The sequence below is a fragment of the Halomicrobium sp. HM KBTZ05 genome (assembly GCF_041530035.1).
In the GTDB taxonomy this organism is placed as follows: domain Archaea; phylum Halobacteriota; class Halobacteria; order Halobacteriales; family Haloarculaceae; genus Halomicrobium.
In genome coordinates, this window is the sequence record NZ_CP168057.1 from 2,730,599 (window position 1) to 2,749,338 (window position 18,740).

Below are 18,740 nucleotides of genomic sequence, written 5' to 3' on the forward strand. Positions count from 1 at the left end.
TGTGACTGGCATTTCGTTAATTGCAATGGCAAACGGTACTGTCGATTTCTTCAACGACACAGGCGGTTACGGTTTCATCGAGACAGAGGATGCGGACGACGACGTTTTCTTCCACATGGAAGACGTGGGCGGCCCGGACCTCGAAGAAGGCACAGACGTCGATTTCGACATCGAACAGGCCGACAAAGGCCCCCGCGCGACGAACGTCGTCCGCAACTAACGTTTCGGAGCTGCCGTCGGTGCTGACCGCGCCGCTTCGCGGCGTGTGAGGCCAGACCGGTCGCGGGTCTCCCGCCGGCCGGCGACGGCGCTTCTCTTCCAGACCGCCATCGCGGCGCGACGGACAACGTTTTCACCGATCTCACCGACCAGAGCGACGCCACTGTCGTCGCCGAAATAGACAACTGCCCGTATCAAGCACCCGCTTCGGTCTCGACGGGCTCGGCAGTCTCGGTCGGCGACGGCGCTTCCGTCATCGTGGGCTCTCCCGATTCAGTCTCGGTCGCGGTCTCGCCGGGCGTCTCGGTCGCGTTGTCGACCGGCGGCGGCGTGATCGTCGCCGTCGGCGTCTCGGTGTCCGGCAGATCCACGTCGACGGTCGCGTCCTCCGTGCGGACCACCTGGAACGGTTCGCTCTCACCGTCGACGGTCCCGATCGCCAGCGCGGAGTGGGCGCTGCCGTTGTTCAGTGCGATCCCGGTCGTCGCCACGATCGGCCCGTCGTTGTCCGCGGTCGCCTCGCGAACGTCGACGGTGTAGTTCCCGGCCGGGACGGTGACGTAGTCCGACGCCTCGCCGTAGGAGACGTTCTCCGCGAGAACCGTCGTCTCGTTGCCCGTGCCGACGGTCACGTCGACGGCCGGCGCGTCGGGCGAGAGGTGGAGGACGCTGACCGCCGACTCACCGGCTGCCGGCTCGTAGGCGTTGTCGTCGTAGCGGATCGGCGAGAAGGGAACGCTCGCGTCGTCGCTCACCTCGCCGGCCGCGGCGACGGTCGTGACCGACCGGGGGTCGAGCGCCACCGTGTCGTCGAAGACGACGGTTCCCGTGTCGTTGGTAGCGATCGTGACGTTGTACGTTCCCGCCGACAGCGTCAGGTAGTCACCGACCTCGCCGAAGGAGAGATTCTGGACGACGGTCTCGTCGTCGACAGCGACGTCGACGGCCGGTGCGTCGGGAGCAGCGTGGGCGACGCGGAGATACGACGTGTCCTGTGTCGCCGGCTCGGCGGCGTCGTCGGCCAGCTGTGTCGCGACGACACCGCCGGCCGTCAGGAGACTGCCGGCCACCAGTAGCGACGCGATCAGCGCACCGATCGTCCGTGCGTTTCGTGACATACACTCGCGTCGTCGATCCAGCACCGTTTTGTTATAAATCGCCATCCGGTGGGGCCGTCGCCCGCCGTCGGCCCCGGCGAGCAGTAATCCCACGTTGTCCACTGGCATCCGAGGATAACGCGACCGTATCCCGGCACGTCGTCCAGCCGCCGGCCGCTGAAAGCAGGGGTTATCCGCCCGACGACGGCCGCTCGGGGCGACGACGGAACCCATATACGTCCCAGTCGCGAGACCTAGGTATGAACTACGATGCAGCTCTCGACCGGGCGTTCGACGCGCTCCCCGACCAGCCGCGGGACGCGGGTGAACGCCTGTCGGTTCCGGACCCCGAAGGACAGACCGACGGCGCGTTCACACGACTGACGAACCTCCAGGCCATCGCGGACGCGCTCTCGCGAGAGGCAAAGCACGTCCACCGGACGATCCAGCGCGAGTTCGGGACCAACGGCCAGTTCGACGGCAACGAAGCCCGCTACAACGGTGACTTCGCCGTCAGCGACTTCGAGGCCGCTATCGACGCCTACGTCGCCGAGTACGTCACCTGCTCGGAGTGTGGCCTGCCCGACACCCGACTCACCACCGAGGACGGCGTCGACATGCTCCGGTGTGAGGCCTGCGGTGCCTTCCGCCCAGTCACCAAGGAGTCGACCAAGAACACCCAGACCGACCGGCCGACCCTCGAAGAGGGCAAGACCTACGAGGTCAAGATCACCGGCACCGGCCGCGAGGGTGACGGCGTCGCCGAGAAGGGTAAGTACACGATCTTCGTCCCCGGCGCGCAGGAAGGCGACGAAGTGGAGATCTACATCGAGAACATCAGCGGGACGCTGGCCTTCTCGCGGCTCGCATAAGCACCGCAACGACTTTCATCACCTACACCATCACCACGAGCGATGCGATTCGGGGTCGACGAGGCCGGAAAGGGGCCGGTGCTGGGCTCGATGTTCGCCGCGGCAGTCCGCTGTGACCCCGGCGACCTCCCCGACGGCGTCGGCGACTCGAAGGGGATTCCCGACGGGCGACGGGAGCGACTGGCCGAAGCGATCCAGTCGGTCGCGACGGTCGGGGTCGCCGAGATCCCACCGGCCCGGATCGACGATCCCGAGACGGATATGAACACGCTGACCGTCGCCGCCCACGCTGAGGCGCTCTCGGCGGTCGCGAGCGACGATCTCTCGGGGCTAGTCGACGCCGGAGACACGGATGCCGAGCGGTTCGGCCGGCGGGTAGCCGACCGGGTCGACGCCGAAATCGACCTGGGTGCCGCACACGGGGCCGACGAGACCGACCCGCTCGTCGGAGCGGCCAGTATCGTCGCCAAGTCCGCCCGCGAGGCCCACGTCGCGGCGCTGGCCGACGAGTTCGGAGCCGTCGGCAGCGGCTACCCGAGCGATCCGACGACGCGGGCGTTTCTGGAGTGCTACGTCGACGAGCACGGCGACCTACCCGACTGTGCGCGGACCTCGTGGTCGACCTGCGACGACGTGCTGGCCGCCGCGGAACAGTCGTCGCTGGCGTCGTTCTGAACGCACAGCCACGACGGTCCGCGCGACCTTCCAGCGAGGAACTTCGTGCCGAAAAGCGTGGTCGTATTACTCGCTTCGCTCTTCCTCGTCAAGCACCAGCCGGCGGAGGATGTCACCGTAGGCCGGCCGCGTGATCAGGACGCCGATGAGGACGCCGACGATGGTGATGATGGCGAACCCGGTGAGGTCGCCGAGGCCCAGCACCGTCAGCGGGCTCATGGCGATGATCGTCGTCGCGGCGGCGGCTCCGATCACCCAGAACGCCTTGCGGAAGCGGTTCTGGAACACCCGTCCCGTCGCGACGCCCTCGCGCTGGAGGATCTCGTCGGCGATGATGATCAGGTCGTCCACCCCCGTCCCGATCACCGCGATGAACCCGGCGATGTGTGACAGGTCCAGCGGGAACTGGATGACCGAAACGAACCCGAGCAGGAGTAACACCTCGGAGAGTGCGGTGACGATCATCGGGACCGCCACGCGGGGATCGCCGTAGCGCAGGTAGACGGCGATCGACACCGCGAGGACGGCGATGATACCCGTGATCAGCGAGTTCGTCTTGAACTGGTCTGCCAGTGCCGGCTCCAGCGAGGTGGTCTGTGCGTTCTGGAAGTCAAGCGGCGCGGGCAGTGGCTGGCCGGCCTTCAGGCTGAGCTCGATGTTGCGCGCTTCCTCGCGGGTGTTGGTCTCGATGACGAAGGTCGGATCGTTCGCGAAGCTCCCGTCGGCAAAGAGCCCGACCAGCCCCTGCGAGACGCCCTTGGCGGTGACGACCTCGTTGTTCAGCGACGCGATCAGACACTTGCCCGAGCTCTGGTTCGGCTTCTCGGCGTTGTACTCGCAGCTGATCGCCCCGCGTGCGGTGTTTGGCTCGTCGAGTCCGGTCGCCCGAACCCCTTCGAGGAACTGGTCGACTGCGTCGTCTCGAATCGTGACGCTGACCTGGTACCCCTGTCCTCCGTCGACCTTTCGGGCGTTTCCGATGCCGTCGATGTCCTCTCGACTGACGATCTGCTGGCGGACGAACGTTCCGTTGTCGGCGGCGTAGCCACCGTACACGCGGACGATCCCGCGGCTGGCGACGATCGAGCGGAGTTCGTCGATGTCACGGCCCGGAGCCTCGATGACGACGAAGTTCTGTCCGGTCGCCGACTGGGCCGACTGGACGCTCCCGCCGCTGAGCGCGGACTGGGAGAGCTTCTCGTCGATGACTTCGACCATCTCGTCGCGGGTCGCTCGGGTCACGCCGTCGCGAACGTCGCTCTCTGACACGTCGTAGCCCTGCTCTTGCAGGGCGGCGGCGAGTTCGGCCTGCGTGACGTTCTCGGAGTACACCTCGACGGTGCCGTCGGCGTTTGGCTCGTTGGGTGCTCGCGCGTTCACGTCGACGGGATCGACGCCGAGTTGCGAGACGAGTTCGTCCTCGATGGCGATCGTCTCGTTGGTCTCGTCACCCGCGCCGACGGGCTGGATGCCGACGTTCTCGGCGGTCGTCCCGACGATCGGTGCCCGGATGCGCGAACCGCCGTCGAGTTGGATCCCGTACTGGAGGTTCGTGATGCCAGCCGCGGAGGCGTTCGCGCCGTCGGGCTGGGCCGTCGCGTTGTCGCCGGTAGCGACCGTCGCGCCGGGCACCAGTAGCGTCACGGTACTCCCGAGGGCGAGCACGACCAGCAGGATGATCCGCCAGTTGTCGCGGAGTCCGCTCATCGGTTCACCCCCTCGAACTTGTACCAGCGAAGCAAAGAGAGGTTCAACATGTAGGTGTTCATCAGGTCGGCCGCCAGCCCGATCACCAGCACAGTCCCGATCGAGGCCATCAGCTGGATGTTGAAGAAGGAGGCGACCACTGCCATCACTGCCATCGCCGACAGCGACGTGATCGTCATCGTCACACCGGTCTCCATCGCGCGGTGGACGCTCTCGTAGAACGACCCCGAACGACGCAGGATGTGGTTGTTTAGGAGGATGTCCGAGTCGACGCTGTAACCGATCAGCATGAGGAGCGCGGCGACGGTCCCCAGCGACAGCTCGATCCCGAGGACGTTCATCGCCGCCAGCGGGATCACGATGTCGGAGAACGCCGAGACGACGACCGCGATACTCGGGACGAACGAGCGAAAGAGCGCGAAGACGATCGCACTCATCCCGGCGAAGGCGATCAGTACGCCGACGACCGCCGTCGTCTGGTTGTCACCGCCGAAGGTCGCAGAGGTCGAGGAACTCGACAGGAGCTGCATGTCGGCACTCTGGGCCTGGTCCCGCAGCGACTGCGTGTCGAACGACTGGAACCGGACGATGTACTGATTCTCGTTCGGTCCGACGGTCTCGGCCTCCGCGTTCTCGGCGGCCTGCTGGACCGAGATCGGTTCGGTGTCGAACTGGTCGCCGATCTCTGCCTTGGACATCGACGTGACGACTGTCAGCTCGGAACCACCTGTGAAGTCGATCCCCGGCGAGACGGGCGCACCGGGCGACGCGACTGATCCGGACACGAACAGGGACCACCCGACCAAAATCAGTATCGCGAGGGCGAGTACCGCCAGCGGCACGGCCGCCAGCTGGCGGTTCGTGTACTGGTCGTAGTCGACCTCCGGTACCTCGAACGCGTTCATGGGCGTGGGTGTGCGAGCCCCCCGAATAAGCCTTCTTATCTCACGACACACGGACACGACGACAGCGTCGCCGCGGCCGAGATTCAGTGCAGTCCCCGCCGCCCAGTGTCCCGGCCGGAGCGATCGACGGCTCCGATCAGTTCGGCAGGTACCGGACCGAGACGACGCCGTCGCCGACGCGTACGCTGACCCGATCGACGCCGAGTCGGGCGGCCCGTTCCCTGGTCGCCTCGTCGTCGAGCACGTCGTCGGCGGCTGCCTCGGCGTCGGGAACCGTCAGGACGTGGACCTCGCCCTCGCCGGCACGTTCGCGTTTGGTGATCTCGCCGTCGGCCTGCTCGGCGGCGATGTCGCGGGCGAGGGTCGTCGGCGATTCCGGACTCCGCTCGACCGGGATCTCCCACTGGCGCTCGATGTCGACGATCTGGTAGGCGACTTCGAGCGGTGGCTCCGGTTCGACGGTGGCCTCGATCACCTCGTCGGCGGCGAGGCCGGGGTTCTCCGAGAGCGTGACGACCTGCTGGTCGACCACGTCGCGCAGCGTCGCCGTCTCGTCGTCGGCAGCGGTCACGAGGAACGTGCTCGATTTCATGCGTCTCCGTAGCGGTCGAGTGCTTTTGCCCGTCACGGTTCCGGCCGGTCACCAGCGGCGCGCGACCACCAGCATCGCCACCCCGACGAGCAGCGGCGGGGCGATACCGGCGGGTCGCGGCAGGGCGTACAGTGTCGCGACGACCGACGAGAGGAGTGGGTTCGACGGGAGCGTCTGCTGTGCCGCCGGGGCGGAGATCAGCGCCCCGAGATACAGCGACCCGAGAAAGCCGTAGCCCAGCCCCGCCAGGACGGCCGCGAACCGTCCGTCGGCACGGCCCCGTCTGAGCCGGCGGGCGACGAACAGCACCGGCGCGATCAGCGGCGCGACCACGAGCATCCCCACGAAGACGAAAAACGCCCGGACGAAGCTGAACTGACCGCCGCCCCCGCCGATCGTCTCGGCGATCAGGACGACGAGCGCGAGCGTAAACAACAGCCCAGTCGCCAGTGCGGCCAGTCCGCCGACGACGACGTAGGTGCGAAACAGCACGGAATCACTGGACCGGAAGGCGTAGGGAAAGGCCCCAAAGAGGCCGTCGTAGCTGTCGTCCGCCTCCTCGGTGGCTGCGCTGTCGTCGCCGTCCTCGGACGGTACACCGGTCCCGACGGCGTCGCCGGTCGCCCCGCTGGCTCCCGGTTCGGCGGCGTCTTCGGCCATGGCCGAGCGTACGGCTCGCCCGTGGTTAAACGCCGTGTTTCGAGGGGACGGCACCGCCTACCGAGAGTGCGAAGCCAAGAGAACGGACTTTTTACCCGCTCCGGGCGAGGCGAGCGTATGAACGTCGACATCGGAAACGCACTGGCAGCGGTCGCCGAACCCGGCCTCTCTCGGGACGAACTGGCGACACTCGACGACCGCGTCGCACGGGCTCACGACCGAATCGAGCGCGGGCGGGCCGACGACGAGTTCGGCTACGCCGCCCTGAACCTGCCGGCGACGACCGACGCCGAAGCGATCCGCGACGCCGTCGCGCCGGTTTCGGACGCAGAGACGGTCGTGACGGTCGGTATCGGTGGCAGCGCGCTCGGTGCGCGGACGATCACGAGCGCACTGGCAGCTGACGGCGGGACGAGCCACGTCGTGCTCGACAACGTCGATCCGGACCACGTCACCCGCGTCCTCTCGGATCTGTCGCTTTCCGAGACGGCGATCAACGTCGTCTCGAAGTCCGGCACCACGGCCGAGACGCTGTCGAACTTCCTCGTCGTCCGCGAGGCGATGGTCGAGGCCGGGGTCGACTGGACCGAGCGGACGGTCGTCACGACCGGCGACGAGGGGCCGCTGGCGGCGCTTGCCGACGAACACGACCTGCCGACGCTGGCGGTGCCCGACGGCGTACCGGGCCGCTTCGCGGCGCTGTCGTCGGTCGGGCTGGTGCCGGCTGCGATCCTGGGCTGTGACATCGAGGGGCTGCTCGACGGGGCGGCGGCCGCCGCCGAGACGCTCGACTCGTCGCTGTTCGACTGTCCCGCCTACGCCTACGGCGCGGTCGCGTACGGTCTCGAAGAGCGCGGCGCGACGATCAACGCCGTCGTCCCCTACGCCGAGCGACTGGAGCCGTTCGCCGAGTGGTTCGCCCAGCTGTGGGCCGAGAGTCTCGGCAAGGACGGCCGGGGCCAGACGCCGGCCCGCGCACTGGGCGCGACCGATCAACACTCCCAGCTGCAGCTGTACCGGGCGGGCCGCCGTGACAAGCTCGTGACGCTGCTCCGGCCCCGCGAGCGGCCGTCGCTGGACGTGCCGGCCGCGGCGGCCGACGCGCTCGCCCACCTCGAAGGGACCGACCTCGGAGAACTGCTGGACACGGAACTGCGCGCGACCGAGGCCAGTCTCGCCGAAGCCGGCCAGCCCAACGTCCGCGTCGAACTCGACCGCCTCGATCCGCGAGGGCTGGGCGAACTCCTCTACGCGATGGAGGCCGCCTGTATCCTCGTGGGCGAACTGGCCGGCGTCGAGACGTTCACCCAGCCCGCCGTCGAGTGGGGCAAGCAGGCCGCCAGAGACGTCCTCGAAGGCGACGAGACCGAGAAGACCGCCGCCATCGAGGACAAGCACGAACTGATCGTCGACGGCGAGGACGGACGGTAGCGTATTTACGGCCGAGCCCCGAACGGCCGGGTAGATGGGGTCGGATCTGTACCACACCGCCGATCGCTCGGTACGACTGGAGGCCGCCGTCACGTCGCTGGCCGTAATCGCGTTCGCCTATCTGGTGGGACTCGTCCTCGCGTCGCTGGGCGTCAGCGTCGCCGACGCGCTCGGCGTCACCGAGTCGACAACGCCGGTCGTCTACTACTCGGTGCAGTACGCGCTCTTGCCGGCGGGCTTCCTGGTGACCGTGTTCGGGTACCACCAGAGCCGCGAGACGGACGGACTCGTCCGATTTCACACTCCGACGCTCCGAGACCTGGGCTGGATCGCCCTTGGCTTTCTCGTCTTGCTGGCCGCGTCGACGGCCCTAGAGCAGCTCATCGGACTGCTTGGCGTCGAGACGGCACAGAACCAGGCGGTCCTCACGGGCCGCGAGCACCCGCTGCTCTTTCTGGCCTTGCTCCCGATCACAGTGTTGCTGGTCGCTCCGGGCGAGGAACTGCTCTTTCGCGGCCTCGTCCAGGGGAAGTTCCGTCAGGCGTACGGCTCGGTGCCGGCAGTCGTGATCGCGAGCCTGCTGTTCGGGCTCTCTCACTCGGGGGCGCTGTCCGGAGCGGGCACGGTGACCTACCTCGCCGTGGCGACGGTCCTCGGACTGATCCTGGGGGCCGTCTACGAACACACCGAGAGTATCCTCGTTCCGGTCGGGATCCACGCGGCCTGGAACGTCTCGATCTACCTCGGCCAGTGGCTCCAGGCCGTCTACGGGCTCTCGCTACTTGGATAGAGACGGGTGTGACGGCCGTCTGACGGGGCTTTATGCCGCAATCTCTCCTATCGAGTGGTATGCCAACCCGGTACACGGTCGTGTGCGACGACGACCAGGCCAGGGCAGTCAGTCGGCTGGCCCACCGGTACGGGATCACCGAAGAGGAGGTCCTCGAACAGTTGCTCGACCTCGGACTCGAAGCCGCCGAGGAGTCGACAGTTTAGGCCGGATTCTTCCGCGAGAGATCGCTACCACAGATCGGACAGCGGTCGTGGTTCTCGTCGAACTCGCGGCCACACCCCTGACACTGGAAGCGCCAGTCACGCTGCTCGTCGATGCCGTCCTGTGCGATCACTTCGACGGCGACCGAGAGCTTCTCCGAGACGTTCTGCATCGCGTAGTCGTCGGTGACCAGCCGCCCGTCGAGTTCGAACGTGGCGGCGATCAGGCGAACGTCGGTCTGGGAGAGTTCCGCGAGGTCGCCGGTCTCGTCGGCGGCCCGCTCGACCCGTTCGACGGTCTCCGGTTCGGGGATGTGCATGTGCATTCCCGACCCTTCCAGCGCGTCGAAGCGGTAGGCGCTCTCGTCTTCGAGTTCCTCGCGGACGAGCGGAATCGAAGCGATCGGCTCGTCGGTGTGATACTCGTTGATAAACGCCGAGGAGTCCAAAATGTACATCTAACGCTTGACGATCATGTGGTCTTTGACTGCCTGGACTCGCTCGACCGGGACGAGCAAGCGCCCGGTCTCGTCCCGCTCGAACTCCGTCTGTCCGAGCGCGCCGTCGGCGTCGATGAGGAGGTGCTTCAGTGCCCCCGTATCCAGATCCATCGTGATGTTGTACAGACTACCGATCTCGGTTCCGTCCGTCCCCATGACGTCTTTCCCCGAGAGATTCTCGGCGAGTATTTCTGCCATACTGGCCCCTTCCGATTCCTGTACCATAAACGCCACGGGCCGTCAGACGTGCTGGCATACGGTATTAGTGTCTGCCGTCCGACGGAGTGGTATGGACCGCCGCGACTACCTCGCCGCGCTCGTGACCGCGCCCGTCGTCGGCCTCACCGGCTGTGCCGGCGACGGCGGGACGACCGACACGCCGTCGGCGACCGAGACGACGCCCACCGCGACTGACACCCCGACACCGACCGCGACCGACACGCCAACCGACACCCCGACCGCGACCGACACGCCGACGCCGACACCCACCGACACGCCCACCGCGACACCGACGGTCGCCCAGACGGTCACGGTGGCACCGGAGGGACGGCTCCGGTTCTCGCCGGAGTCGTTCGAGATCAGTGCCGGCGAGACCGTCCGCTGGGTGTGGCAAGCGGGCGGTCACAACGTCGCCCCCGACACGACACCCGAGGAGAGCGACTGGTCCGGGACGCCGGGGACCGACACCTACGGCAGTGGCTACACGCACGTCTACACCTTCGAAACGACGGGCACCTACGAGTACTACTGTGTGCCCCACCGAGGGTCCGGGATGACCGCGTCCTTCGAAGTCGTCTGATCGTGCCAGCGACGCTACAGACGCCGAGATTACGATGCACTTATCAGGTGCGACCGACTCCGAACGAATAACTTCTGGACGGTGATCTCTCATGTCCGAACCCGATTCTCACGCTGACGACGACGCCGACGCTGGTGGCCTTCGAACCCCGATCGTGGCGGTGCTCGGCCACGTCGACCACGGCAAGACGAGCCTCCTGGACAAGATCCGTGGCTCGGCGGTGACCGCGGGCGAGTCCGGCGCGATCACCCAGCACATCGGCTCGACGGCCGTGCCGCTGGACGTGATCTCGTCGATGGCCGGCGACCTCGTCGATCCGACCGACTTCGACCTCCCCGGCTTGCTGTTTATCGACACGCCGGGCCACCACTCGTTCTCGACGCTGCGATCGCGCGGCGGCGCGCTGGCCGACATCGCGATCCTCGTCGTCGACGTCAACGACGGCTTCCAGCCCCAGACGATGGAGGCCATCGACATCCTCAAGCGGACCCAGACGCCCTTTATCGTCGCCGCAAACAAGATCGACACCGTCCCCGGCTGGAACCCCAACGAGGGCGAACCGGTCCGGGTGAGCAAGGAAAAGCAGTCCGACCGCGTCCAGGGCGACCTCGACGAGAAACTGTACGAGATCATCGGCCAGCTCTCGGACAACGGCTTCTCGGCCGACATGTACTGGCGCGTCCAGGACTTCCAGAACAACATCGGCGTCGTCCCCGTCTCGGCCGAGACCGGCGAGGGACTGCCCGACCTGCTGACGGTGATGATGGGGCTGTCTCAGCGATACCTCAAAGAGGAGATGTCCATCGACGTGGGCGGGCCCGGCGTCGGGACCGTCCTCGAAGTGACCGACGCCCGCGGGTTCGGGACGACCGTCGACGCCGTCGTCTACGACGGGACCATCAGCGAGGACGACGAGATCGTCGTCGGCGGCCTCGACGGCCCGATCGTCACGGAGGTCCGAGCGTTGCTGAAGCCCCAACCGCTGGCGGAGATCCGTACCGAGAAGCAGTTCGAGCGCGTCGAGTCGGTCGCCGCGGCAGACGGGGTGAAAATCGCCGCGCCGGATCTCGACGACGCGATGGCCGGAGCACCGGTCCGGGTCGTCCGCGACCGCGACATCGACGAGGTCATCCTCGAAGTCGAGGAGGAACTGGCCGGCTTCGAGGTCTCGACAGCCGAGGAGGGCGTCGTCATCAAAGCCGACACGCTCGGCTCGCTGGAAGCGCTCTCCGGGACGCTCGAAGAACACGAGATTCCCGTGATGCGCGCCGAGGTCGGCGACGTGGCTCCGCGGGACGTTCGGGTCGCCGAGACCGCGGGCGAGCCGATCAACCGGGCCGTCCTGGCCTTCGGGGTCGACACGCTCGACGACGCCGAACGGCTGGCCGACCAGGAGGACGTGGAAATCTTCGCCGACGACGTGATCTATCAGCTGATCGAGAGCTACGAGGACCACGTCGAGGCCATCGAGACCGCCCAGCAAGACCAGATCCTCGACAACATCACCCGCCCCGCCCGCTTCCAGATCCTCCAGGATCACACCTTCCGCCAGTCTGACCCCGCCGTCGTCGGCGTCGAGATCCTCGCCGGACGGATCAAGCGAAACAGCAACGTCGCGCTGTTCGACGGCGACGAGCCCGAACGCGTCGGCCACCTCAAGTCCATCCAGGACGAGGGCGAGGACGTCGACGAGGCGAACCGTGGCGACCGCGTCGCCGTCTCCATCGACGGACCGACCGTCGGCCGCCAGATCGAGGAGGGCGACGAGCTGTGGACCGAACTGCCCGAGAAACACGCCAAGATCCTCGAACAGGAACTCAAAGAGGACATCACGGGCGACGAACGCGAGGCGCTCAATCAGTACCTCGAAAAGCAGCGCAACCGCGACCCCTTCTGGGGGAAGTAGCGGACGACGGCACCGTGACGCCGGCGGCCGAGTAATAATATTTAATTAGACGGCGGCCGCCGGTACGGGTAGGATGCTCTCGGGCGAACTGGCGACCGCGGACCTGGTGCTGGTCGCGATGGCGCTGCCCCTGCTGGTGGCGTCGCTGGTCGGCGTCGTCTTCTCGGTACAGTTCGGCGTCGCGATGGGTGCCGGGAGTGTGCCGGCCGGCGGGACGCTGGGCTACGCGCTGTTTTACGATCCGCCGGCAAGCGAGTAGCAGAGCGTCTACTGTGCCGTCGGCGCGGCGTCGTCGGTCATTGCCTGCTTGACCTGCAGCGCCGCCGACGCGGCCAGTCCGTGGACGAGGTCGTCGCGCTCGTCGTCGGTGATCTCGACTTTGTCCTCGGTCGGCGAGTAGCCTGCGCTGACGACCGAGCCAAGCGGTGGCTGGACGGCGATCGTCGCACGCGGTCCGCTCGAACCGCTCGTGATCTCGGAGCCGACCACGAACTCGCCGGGGAGGACCTCACGGAGTCCGGCCGCCACGTGGGTCAGATCGCGACGGAGCGACTGACGCTGCTCCGGCGTCAGGTCCACCTCCTCTACGTCTGCCCCAAACTGTGTGTTCCCGTACATTCGGTTTCCGGTGCATCTATGCGAACAGAGTTTAAAAGGGCGGCGATGGTTACAGCGCTGGCCGGCTTCTGCCGTAGGCGGCACAGACGACGGCGCTTGCGTACTCCTCGTCGGCCTCGACCGACCGCACGACCGTCTCCGTGTCGACGAACGTCCAATCTCGGAGCTGACGGCCGGCGGCCAGTCCCGCCTCGATCTCTGCCCGCACGTCGTCGGGGTCCTCGCCGGAGACCTCGTAGAAGATGCCGCGGCCGGACTCGCTTCGCGACCAGCCGATCCCCGCCGCCACGCGTTCGCCGGGCGCGGCCGTCGCAGACGACTCGACGGTGTGGAGTTCCGCGCCGACCGGCCCCAGGTCCGGGGCGGTGCCGACGACTTCGATCTCCGGATCGGCCGGGATGACCGACGACAGCGTCACGAGGTTGTAGTTGTGGATGCCCGCGTCGGCCAGCGCGGCGTCGAACGACGACAGCTCTGTGGGGCCGCCGGCAGTCCCCCAGACGATCCGGATAACGCTCATACTCGCCGTTGGACGACGCTCGCTGTAAGGGGTTTCGCTTCACGGAGCCGACGGTGTGACCCCAGCGACACGCCAGCGCGAGTGTGACCGTCCGCCCGACGGAATCAAAAACGATGTCTGTCACAACCGGATAGAGACAGACGATGTACAGCGACATTCTCGTTCCGACAGACGGCAGCGACTCTATCGAGCAGGTCCTCGAGCACACGATCGATATCGCCGACGGACGAAACGTCACCGTCCACGCGCTCTACGTCGTCGACGACCGGGCGTTCCTGTCGATGGACGACGACATGCAAGACGAAGTGCTAGAAGAGCTGAAAGCCGAGGGGCGAGCCGCCACCTCGGACGTGGCGGCGGCCCTCGAACAGGAGGGCCTCTCGGTGACGAAGACGATCCGCCGCGGACGGCCGGCCGACCACATCGTCTCGTACGTCGAAGACGCCGGGATCGATCTGGTGACGATGGGGTCACAGGCGGGCGAATACGAGCAGAACATGCTCGGTAGTACGTCCCAGAAGGTCGTCACGCAGTCTCCCGCACCGGTGCTGACCGTCGACGTCTCCGACGCCTCCGAGTAGGGCGCTGAAGACGGAGCGGACTGTCGGCTGTTCGGTCGAAAGTGCGTCGCCACCCCGTGCGATCGTCCGACGGCGACCGCAGCCTCAGGCGAAGGCGACGGGAACGCTGCCGCCCTCGGTGCCGTCCTCGATCTTTTCGAGAGCGTCGTCGAAGTCCGCCTCGGTGACGGTCGTGCGCTGGTCGCGGATCGCGAACATGCCGGCCTCGGTGGCCAGCGACGCCAGCTCGGCACCCGAGAGGCCGTCGGTCTTGCCGGCGATCGACGACAGCTCGACCGTATCGGCCAGCTCCATCTCCTCGGTGTGGATCTCCAGAATGCGCGTCCGCCCGTCGAAGTCCGGGTTGGGGACCTCGATGAGGCGGTCGAAGCGGCCGGGCCGGAGGATCGCGCGGTCGAGCATGTCGAAGCGGTTGGTGGCGGCGATGATCCGGATCTCGCCGCGTTCGTCGAAGCCGTCCATCTCGCTGAGCAGCTGCATCATCGTCCGCTGGACCTCGGCGTCGCCGGAGGTCTTCGATTCGGTCCGCTTGGCCGCGATGGCGTCGATCTCGTCGATGAAGATGACGGCGGGTTCGCGGTCGGCCGCCAGCTCGAACAGGTCACGGACGAGTCGCGCGCCCTCGCCGATGAACTTCCGGACCAGCTCGGAGCCGGCCATCTTGATGAACGTGGCGTCGGTCTCGTTGGCGACGGCTTTGGCCAGCATCGTCTTCCCGGTGCCGGGCGGACCGTGCAGGAGGACGCCCGACGGCGGTTCGATGCCGACCTCGTGGAACTGCTCGGCGTTGACCAGCGGCTCCTCGACGGCCTCCCGAACTTCGCGGATCTGCGCTTCGAGCCCGCCGATATCGCCGTAGGTCACGTCGGGGGAGCCGTCGACCTCCATCGCCTGTGCGCGGGCGTCTTTCTCGCCTTCGAGGATCTCCTTGACGCTGAACGAATCGTTGATCGCGACCCGATCGCCGGCTTCGAGCCGTTCCCGCATCGACGGCGAGACCTCGGTCAGCACCTCCTGGTTGTTGCCGTGTTGTTTGACGATCACGCCGTCGTCGGTGACCTCCTCTGCCGTCGCGATGTACAGCGACGAGGTCTTCAGCATCTCGTTTTCCCGTTCGATGCGGTCGACGTCCTCCGTCAGCGAGCGCCGACGGTCCTTGGCCGCGTCGAGTTGCGATTCCAGTTCGTCGTTGACTTCCACGATCTGTTCGAAGTGATCCCGCAGCGCTTCGAGGCGCTCCTCGGGGGTCATGTCGGGATCGAGATCCAGCCGGGGCCGATCGGGAAGCGAGGGACTGCGCGACATCTGGTTATCGAACGTAGGGAACTGAACTATTAAGGGCCTTTGGGTCAGGTACGCATAGCCGAGCCGACACGCGTCGCCGGACGGCAGCCCGCCGGCTTCAGCTCAGCTGGTCGAACTCGTCCAGGTACTCGCCGTAGGTGTCGATGGCTGCCTCGACCGGAGCCGAGGTCGACATGTCGACGCCGGCACCCTGGAGCAGTTCCAGCGGGTACTCCCGGGAACCCTTCCGGAGGAAGTCGATGTACCGCTGGGCAGCGGGTTCGCCCTCCGAGAGGATCTCGTCGACGAGGGCGACGGCCGCCGAGATGCCCGTCGCGTACTGGTAGACGTAGAACGAGCGGTAGAAGTGCGGGATGCGCATCCACTCGCGAGCGATCCGGTCGTCGACGTTGGCGGGTGCGTAGTAGTCGCTCTTGAGGTCGTGATAGAGCTCGTCCAGGCGGTCGGGCGTCAGCGGTTCGCCGGCCTCGCTCATCTCGTGAGCGCGGTGCTCGAACTCCGCGAACATCGTCTGGCGGAACAGCGTCGATCGGAACCGTTCGAGGTACTCGTTGAGGACGTGTCGGCGGAGTCGCTCGTCGTCGACCACGTCCAGCAGGTGGTGGGTCAGCAGCGTCTCGTTGACCGTCGAGGCCACCTCGGCGACGAAGATCTCGTAGCCCGAGTAGACGTAGGGCTGGGACTCGCTGGTGTACTCCGAATGCAGCGAGTGGCCCAGTTCGTGGGCCAGCGTGTACATCGACTCCACGTCGTCCTGGTAGTTCATCAGGATGAACGGCTGGGAGTCGTAGGTCCCGCCGGAGTACGCGCCCGACTGCTTGTTGGCGGTCTCGTAGACGTCGACCCACCGCGAGTCCAGCCCCTCCGAGACGCGAGACTGGTAGTCGTCGCCCAGCGGCGCGACGGCGTCGACGACGTACTCACAGGCCTGTTCGTACTCGATCTCCGGAGACTCCTCCTGGACGAGCGGGACGTAGAGGTCCCACATCTCCAGTTCGTCCGCACCGATCGCCTCGCGCTTGAGGTCGGCGTGGCGGTGGAGCGCGTCGAGGTTGTCTCGGACGGTGTCGACCAGCGTGTCGTAGACCGAGACGGGGACGTTCGGGCCGTCCAGTGCGGCCTCGCGAGCGGTGTCGTAGTTGCGGGCCTTGGCCATCTTCACGTCGGTCTTGACGCTGTTCTTGTAGGCCGATCCGACGGCGTTGCGCACGGTCTCCCACTCGTCGTAGAAGCTCTCGTACACCCGCTGGCGGAAGTCGCGGTCCGGTCGCTTCTGGAGGGTCGTGAAGTTGTTCAGCGTCACCGGCTGGTCGTCGCCCTCGCTGTCCTCGACGGACGGGAACGTCATGTCCGCGTTGGCCAGCATGTTGTACACCTCGCCCGACGCGCCCGTGACCTCGCTCAGTTCCGCCAGCAGGTTCTCGACCTCCGGGGAGCGAGTGTGGTCTTTCATCCGGAGCACGTCGTCGAAGTAGTGTTCGTACTCCGCGAGGGCCGGCTCCGCGTCGATCATCGCTTCGATGTCGTCCCACTCCAGATCCTGGAGGGCCGGTTCGAGGAAACTCGCCGCGCTGGAGGCGTCCGAGGACAGCGACTGTGCCCGCGCGGTCAACGCCTGGTACTGGTCCCGGGTAGTGTCCTCGTCTTTCCGCATCCGCGCGTACGAGGAGACGTTGGCGACGGTACGCATCAGGTCCTCGTAGGTCTCTAGGGTCGCGCGGAGCGTCTCGGCGTCGTCGGTCGCGCGCCCCTCGTAAGCCGCGAGATCCGCGACGAGTGCTTCGGCTCGCTCGTAGGCGGCCTCCCAGTCCTCGTCGGTCGCGTACAGCGACTCGAGATCCCACTTGTACTGCGTCTCGATCTCCGATCTGTCGGGCACCGAACTCATGTGACCGGGTTAGCGTCTCGATGCCGTAAGTCTTGCCGGGCAAGATCGTGGAGGGTCACGGGCGACAGTAATCCGTCACACGCCGTCGCGGATCTCCTCGGCGACGCGGGCACCGGCGCGGCGTTCGGCGACGCGGTCGGCAAAGATCGACCGAACACTCTTGCGAGCAGCGTCGTCGACGGAAAACGCGAGGTCGTAGTCGACGCCGGTGAGGACCAGCGGCGTCGGCGGCGCGGGTCCGACACCCGCGCCCCCGTCGATCGGCTCCGAGCCGAGCACGCGGTCGACCTTCGACACCGGAGCCTCGCCCCGGCGGATCTCGTCGACGAGACCGACGACCCGACGGACGAGCTGGCGGCAGAACCCACCGGCACGGAGCCGACAGACGAGAAACGCCGCCTCCCGGGTGAGATCGATCGAGAGCGCTCTGACCGTCCCACGGTCGTCCGGCGTGAGATTGTGGAAGTCGTGCTCACCGGCGAGGGCGTCCGCGGCCCGCCGAGCCCGGTCGTCGTGGCGCTCGGGCGCGTACAGGTGATAGACGTACTCGCGCTCTCGGGCGTCGTGGGTCGCGTGAAAGTCCTCGGGCACGTCGGCGCTCGCCCACGCACGAACCGCGGCCGGGAGTTCGCTGTTGAACGCCGCCGGGGAGAGCCACTCCGGGGCCTCGAAGGCGACCGTCTGGGCCAGCGCCGAGACGCCAGCGTCCGTCCGTCCGGCCGCGGCGTAGCCCGCCGGAACGCCCCCGTCAGTGACTCCGAGTCGGTCGAGTGCGGCCAGTAGCTCCCCCTCGACCGTCTCGACGTCGGGCTGGCGCTGGAACCCGTGATAGGGCTGGCCGTCGTAGGCGATCCGATAGGCGCGCATACGCCGTCTGGACGCCGTGGCTACTTATCCACCGCCGTTCGCACGCGACGACAAGCCGACGCGGATTTAGGTAGTCGGCACCACAATACCGGACAATGACAGACGAGGCGACGGCCGCCCACCGGTTCTCACGTCCGCCCCGTTCGTTCACAGACGGTCGCGATCGCGCGATCGAGATCGGCGTCGCCGACGACGCCGACAGCGAGGCCGTCGTCGAGATGTACGCGGCCTACACCGACGCCGACCGCGCGCAGGGGATCCCGCCGCGCGAGCGACGCGACGTGGCGGAGTGGGTCGACACCATGCTCGACGACGGCATCAACCTCGTCGCCTGGCACGGCGAGGACGCGGTCGGTCACGCCGCGCTCTTTCCCTACGACGAGACCGCGGAACTCGTGATCTTCGTCCACCCGGACTACCACTACGCCGGGATCGGTTCCCGCCTGATCAGGGCGCTGCTGGGCGCGGGCCAGCGCGCGGGACTGGACCACGTCTGGCTCTCCGTCCAGCGGGACAACCACGTCGCGATGAACCTCTACCGGTCGGTCGGATTCGAGACGACACGCCGGGAGCGCAACGAACACGAGATGGAACTGGACCTGTAA

At 67.0% G+C, this 18,740-nt stretch carries 23 protein-coding genes; 11 read left to right on the forward strand and 12 right to left on the reverse strand.

All coding sequences use genetic code 11. The annotated features are described in order from the left end of the window. Positions 1-25 precede the first annotated feature (25 nt). Positions 26-220, forward strand: a complete 195-nt coding sequence (locus ACAH01_RS14165) for a cold-shock protein (RefSeq protein WP_015762293.1) — start codon at positions 26-28, stop codon at positions 218-220. Positions 221-413: 193 nt separating this feature from the next. Here ACAH01_RS14165 and ACAH01_RS14170 read toward each other — a convergent pair whose 3' ends face one another. Continuing rightward, positions 414-1,337, reverse strand: a complete 924-nt coding sequence (locus ACAH01_RS14170; protein WP_372479630.1) for a DUF4397 domain-containing protein — start codon at positions 1,335-1,337, stop codon at positions 414-416. Between the two features lie 239 nt (positions 1,338-1,576). On the opposite strand from ACAH01_RS14170, the gene ACAH01_RS14175 reads away from it, so the two are divergent. Further along, the gene (locus ACAH01_RS14175) at positions 1,577-2,188 is read left to right on the forward strand and encodes a translation initiation factor IF-2 subunit beta (RefSeq protein ID WP_170093463.1); all 612 of its coding nucleotides are present in this window, start codon (positions 1,577-1,579) and stop codon (positions 2,186-2,188) included. A 42-nt stretch (positions 2,189-2,230) separates the two neighbouring features. Further along, positions 2,231-2,863 carry a ribonuclease HII gene (gene rnhB / locus ACAH01_RS14180; RefSeq protein ID WP_372479631.1) on the forward strand — a complete coding sequence of 211 codons (633 nt, stop codon included), beginning with the start codon at positions 2,231-2,233 and terminating at the stop codon, positions 2,861-2,863. A 66-nt stretch (positions 2,864-2,929) separates the two neighbouring features. Here the strand turns inward: rnhB and ACAH01_RS14185 are convergent, their stop codons facing one another. The 4 genes from ACAH01_RS14185 to ACAH01_RS14200 form a co-directional block, all read right to left on the reverse strand. Next, positions 2,930-4,570, reverse strand: coding sequence for a preprotein translocase subunit SecD (locus ACAH01_RS14185; protein ID WP_372479632.1), 1,641 nt, complete (start codon positions 4,568-4,570; stop codon positions 2,930-2,932). Beyond that, on the reverse strand, positions 4,567-5,475 hold the full coding sequence (gene secF, locus ACAH01_RS14190) for a protein translocase subunit SecF (protein WP_170093460.1): 909 nt from the start codon (positions 5,473-5,475) through the stop codon (positions 4,567-4,569). The genes ACAH01_RS14185 and secF overlap by 4 nt, the downstream gene beginning before the upstream one ends. A gap of 136 nt (positions 5,476-5,611) precedes the next feature. After that, positions 5,612-6,067: a DUF5812 family protein gene (locus ACAH01_RS14195; protein WP_170093459.1), complete on the reverse strand. Its 456-nt coding sequence runs from the start codon at positions 6,065-6,067 to the stop codon at positions 5,612-5,614. A 48-nt stretch (positions 6,068-6,115) separates the two neighbouring features. Next, positions 6,116-6,727: a hypothetical protein gene (locus ACAH01_RS14200; protein ID WP_170093458.1), complete on the reverse strand. Its 612-nt coding sequence runs from the start codon at positions 6,725-6,727 to the stop codon at positions 6,116-6,118. A gap of 117 nt (positions 6,728-6,844) precedes the next feature. Here ACAH01_RS14200 and ACAH01_RS14205 point away from each other — a divergent pair, with 117 nt between their 5' ends. From ACAH01_RS14205 to ACAH01_RS14215, 3 genes are read left to right on the forward strand one after another with little or no spacing between them, the layout of a single operon-like run. Further along, positions 6,845-8,158, forward strand: coding sequence for a glucose-6-phosphate isomerase (locus ACAH01_RS14205; protein WP_372479633.1), 1,314 nt, complete (start codon positions 6,845-6,847; stop codon positions 8,156-8,158). A gap of 34 nt (positions 8,159-8,192) precedes the next feature. Then, complete coding sequence (locus ACAH01_RS14210) at positions 8,193-8,948, forward strand: type II CAAX prenyl endopeptidase Rce1 family protein (RefSeq protein WP_170093456.1); 756 nt, start codon at positions 8,193-8,195, stop codon at positions 8,946-8,948. A gap of 59 nt (positions 8,949-9,007) precedes the next feature. Then, positions 9,008-9,154 (forward strand): CopG family transcriptional regulator, encoded by a 147-nt coding sequence (locus ACAH01_RS14215; RefSeq protein WP_018257138.1) that lies wholly within the window; start codon positions 9,008-9,010, stop codon positions 9,152-9,154. Here the strand turns inward: ACAH01_RS14215 and ACAH01_RS14220 are convergent. After that, positions 9,151-9,609, reverse strand: a complete 459-nt coding sequence (locus ACAH01_RS14220; protein WP_208628308.1) for an NOB1 family endonuclease — start codon at positions 9,607-9,609, stop codon at positions 9,151-9,153. The genes ACAH01_RS14215 and ACAH01_RS14220 overlap by 4 nt on opposite strands. After that, on the reverse strand, positions 9,610-9,849 hold the full coding sequence (locus ACAH01_RS14225; RefSeq protein ID WP_153552452.1) for a PRC-barrel domain-containing protein: 240 nt from the start codon (positions 9,847-9,849) through the stop codon (positions 9,610-9,612). Between the two features lie 91 nt (positions 9,850-9,940). Between ACAH01_RS14225 and ACAH01_RS14230 the strand changes: the two genes are divergently transcribed. The 3 genes from ACAH01_RS14230 to ACAH01_RS14240 all read left to right on the forward strand — a co-directional run bounded on the left by ACAH01_RS14230 (position 9,941) and on the right by ACAH01_RS14240 (position 12,615). Continuing rightward, a complete protein-coding gene (locus tag ACAH01_RS14230; RefSeq protein ID WP_372479634.1) occupies positions 9,941-10,450 on the forward strand; it encodes a plastocyanin/azurin family copper-binding protein in 510 nt (169 codons plus the stop codon). Between the two features lie 91 nt (positions 10,451-10,541). Further along, the gene (gene infB / locus ACAH01_RS14235) at positions 10,542-12,356 is read left to right on the forward strand and encodes a translation initiation factor IF-2 (protein ID WP_372479635.1); all 1,815 of its coding nucleotides are present in this window, start codon (positions 10,542-10,544) and stop codon (positions 12,354-12,356) included. 73 nt (positions 12,357-12,429) lie between these two features. Then, entirely contained in the window at positions 12,430-12,615 is a 186-nt protein-coding gene (locus ACAH01_RS14240; RefSeq protein WP_015762278.1) for a hypothetical protein, read from the forward strand. A gap of 8 nt (positions 12,616-12,623) precedes the next feature. On the opposite strand, the gene ACAH01_RS14245 is transcribed toward ACAH01_RS14240, so the two are convergent. Beyond that, positions 12,624-12,974: a DUF5811 family protein gene (locus ACAH01_RS14245; RefSeq protein ID WP_015762277.1), complete on the reverse strand. Its 351-nt coding sequence runs from the start codon at positions 12,972-12,974 to the stop codon at positions 12,624-12,626. Between the two features lie 49 nt (positions 12,975-13,023). Beyond that, a complete protein-coding gene (locus tag ACAH01_RS14250) occupies positions 13,024-13,494 on the reverse strand; it encodes a pyruvoyl-dependent arginine decarboxylase (protein ID WP_153552440.1) in 471 nt (156 codons plus the stop codon). A 143-nt stretch (positions 13,495-13,637) separates the two neighbouring features. Here ACAH01_RS14250 and ACAH01_RS14255 point away from each other — a divergent pair, with 143 nt between their 5' ends. Beyond that, positions 13,638-14,075, forward strand: a complete 438-nt coding sequence (locus tag ACAH01_RS14255) for a universal stress protein (protein WP_372479636.1) — start codon at positions 13,638-13,640, stop codon at positions 14,073-14,075. An 84-nt stretch (positions 14,076-14,159) separates the two neighbouring features. On the opposite strand, the gene ACAH01_RS14260 is transcribed toward ACAH01_RS14255, so the two are convergent. The 3 genes from ACAH01_RS14260 to truA form a co-directional block, all read right to left on the reverse strand. Then, positions 14,160-15,380: a proteasome-activating nucleotidase gene (locus ACAH01_RS14260; protein WP_372479637.1), complete on the reverse strand. Its 1,221-nt coding sequence runs from the start codon at positions 15,378-15,380 to the stop codon at positions 14,160-14,162. A gap of 97 nt (positions 15,381-15,477) precedes the next feature. Continuing rightward, the gene (gene pepF, locus ACAH01_RS14265) at positions 15,478-17,268 is read right to left on the reverse strand and encodes an oligoendopeptidase F (RefSeq protein ID WP_372479638.1); all 1,791 of its coding nucleotides are present in this window, start codon (positions 17,266-17,268) and stop codon (positions 15,478-15,480) included. A 75-nt stretch (positions 17,269-17,343) separates the two neighbouring features. Beyond that, positions 17,344-18,135 carry a tRNA pseudouridine(38-40) synthase TruA gene (truA, locus tag ACAH01_RS14270; protein ID WP_372479639.1) on the reverse strand — a complete coding sequence of 264 codons (792 nt, stop codon included), beginning with the start codon at positions 18,133-18,135 and terminating at the stop codon, positions 17,344-17,346. Positions 18,136-18,230: 95 nt separating this feature from the next. On the opposite strand from truA, the gene ACAH01_RS14275 reads away from it, so the two are divergent. Then, positions 18,231-18,740 carry a GNAT family N-acetyltransferase gene (locus ACAH01_RS14275; RefSeq protein ID WP_170093448.1) on the forward strand — a complete coding sequence of 170 codons (510 nt, stop codon included), beginning with the start codon at positions 18,231-18,233 and terminating at the stop codon, positions 18,738-18,740.

Excerpts from the sequence above, each read along its gene's own strand:
- ACAH01_RS14165 (WP_015762293.1), top strand. The coding sequence starts at position 26 with ATGGCAAACGGTACTGTCGATTTCTTCAACGACACAGGCGGTTACGGT.
- ACAH01_RS14170 (WP_372479630.1), bottom strand. The coding sequence starts at position 1,337 with ATGTCACGAAACGCACGGACGATCGGTGCGCTGATCGCGTCGCTACTG.
- ACAH01_RS14175 (WP_170093463.1), top strand. The coding sequence starts at position 1,577 with ATGAACTACGATGCAGCTCTCGACCGGGCGTTCGACGCGCTCCCCGAC.
- rnhB (WP_372479631.1), top strand. The coding sequence starts at position 2,231 with ATGCGATTCGGGGTCGACGAGGCCGGAAAGGGGCCGGTGCTGGGCTCG.
- ACAH01_RS14185 (WP_372479632.1), bottom strand. The coding sequence starts at position 4,570 with ATGAGCGGACTCCGCGACAACTGGCGGATCATCCTGCTGGTCGTGCTC.
- secF (WP_170093460.1), bottom strand. The coding sequence starts at position 5,475 with ATGAACGCGTTCGAGGTACCGGAGGTCGACTACGACCAGTACACGAAC.
- ACAH01_RS14195 (WP_170093459.1), bottom strand. The coding sequence starts at position 6,067 with ATGAAATCGAGCACGTTCCTCGTGACCGCTGCCGACGACGAGACGGCG.
- ACAH01_RS14200 (WP_170093458.1), bottom strand. The coding sequence starts at position 6,727 with ATGGCCGAAGACGCCGCCGAACCGGGAGCCAGCGGGGCGACCGGCGAC.
- ACAH01_RS14205 (WP_372479633.1), top strand. The coding sequence starts at position 6,845 with ATGAACGTCGACATCGGAAACGCACTGGCAGCGGTCGCCGAACCCGGC.
- ACAH01_RS14210 (WP_170093456.1), top strand. The coding sequence starts at position 8,193 with ATGGGGTCGGATCTGTACCACACCGCCGATCGCTCGGTACGACTGGAG.
- ACAH01_RS14215 (WP_018257138.1), top strand. The coding sequence starts at position 9,008 with ATGCCAACCCGGTACACGGTCGTGTGCGACGACGACCAGGCCAGGGCA.
- ACAH01_RS14220 (WP_208628308.1), bottom strand. The coding sequence starts at position 9,609 with ATGTACATTTTGGACTCCTCGGCGTTTATCAACGAGTATCACACCGAC.
- ACAH01_RS14225 (WP_153552452.1), bottom strand. The coding sequence starts at position 9,849 with ATGGCAGAAATACTCGCCGAGAATCTCTCGGGGAAAGACGTCATGGGG.
- ACAH01_RS14230 (WP_372479634.1), top strand. The coding sequence starts at position 9,941 with ATGGACCGCCGCGACTACCTCGCCGCGCTCGTGACCGCGCCCGTCGTC.
- infB (WP_372479635.1), top strand. The coding sequence starts at position 10,542 with ATGTCCGAACCCGATTCTCACGCTGACGACGACGCCGACGCTGGTGGC.
- ACAH01_RS14240 (WP_015762278.1), top strand. The coding sequence starts at position 12,430 with ATGCTCTCGGGCGAACTGGCGACCGCGGACCTGGTGCTGGTCGCGATG.
- ACAH01_RS14245 (WP_015762277.1), bottom strand. The coding sequence starts at position 12,974 with ATGTACGGGAACACACAGTTTGGGGCAGACGTAGAGGAGGTGGACCTG.
- ACAH01_RS14250 (WP_153552440.1), bottom strand. The coding sequence starts at position 13,494 with ATGAGCGTTATCCGGATCGTCTGGGGGACTGCCGGCGGCCCCACAGAG.
- ACAH01_RS14255 (WP_372479636.1), top strand. The coding sequence starts at position 13,638 with ATGTACAGCGACATTCTCGTTCCGACAGACGGCAGCGACTCTATCGAG.
- ACAH01_RS14260 (WP_372479637.1), bottom strand. The coding sequence starts at position 15,380 with ATGTCGCGCAGTCCCTCGCTTCCCGATCGGCCCCGGCTGGATCTCGAT.
- pepF (WP_372479638.1), bottom strand. The coding sequence starts at position 17,268 with ATGAGTTCGGTGCCCGACAGATCGGAGATCGAGACGCAGTACAAGTGG.
- truA (WP_372479639.1), bottom strand. The coding sequence starts at position 18,135 with ATGCGCGCCTATCGGATCGCCTACGACGGCCAGCCCTATCACGGGTTC.
- ACAH01_RS14275 (WP_170093448.1), top strand. The coding sequence starts at position 18,231 with ATGACAGACGAGGCGACGGCCGCCCACCGGTTCTCACGTCCGCCCCGT.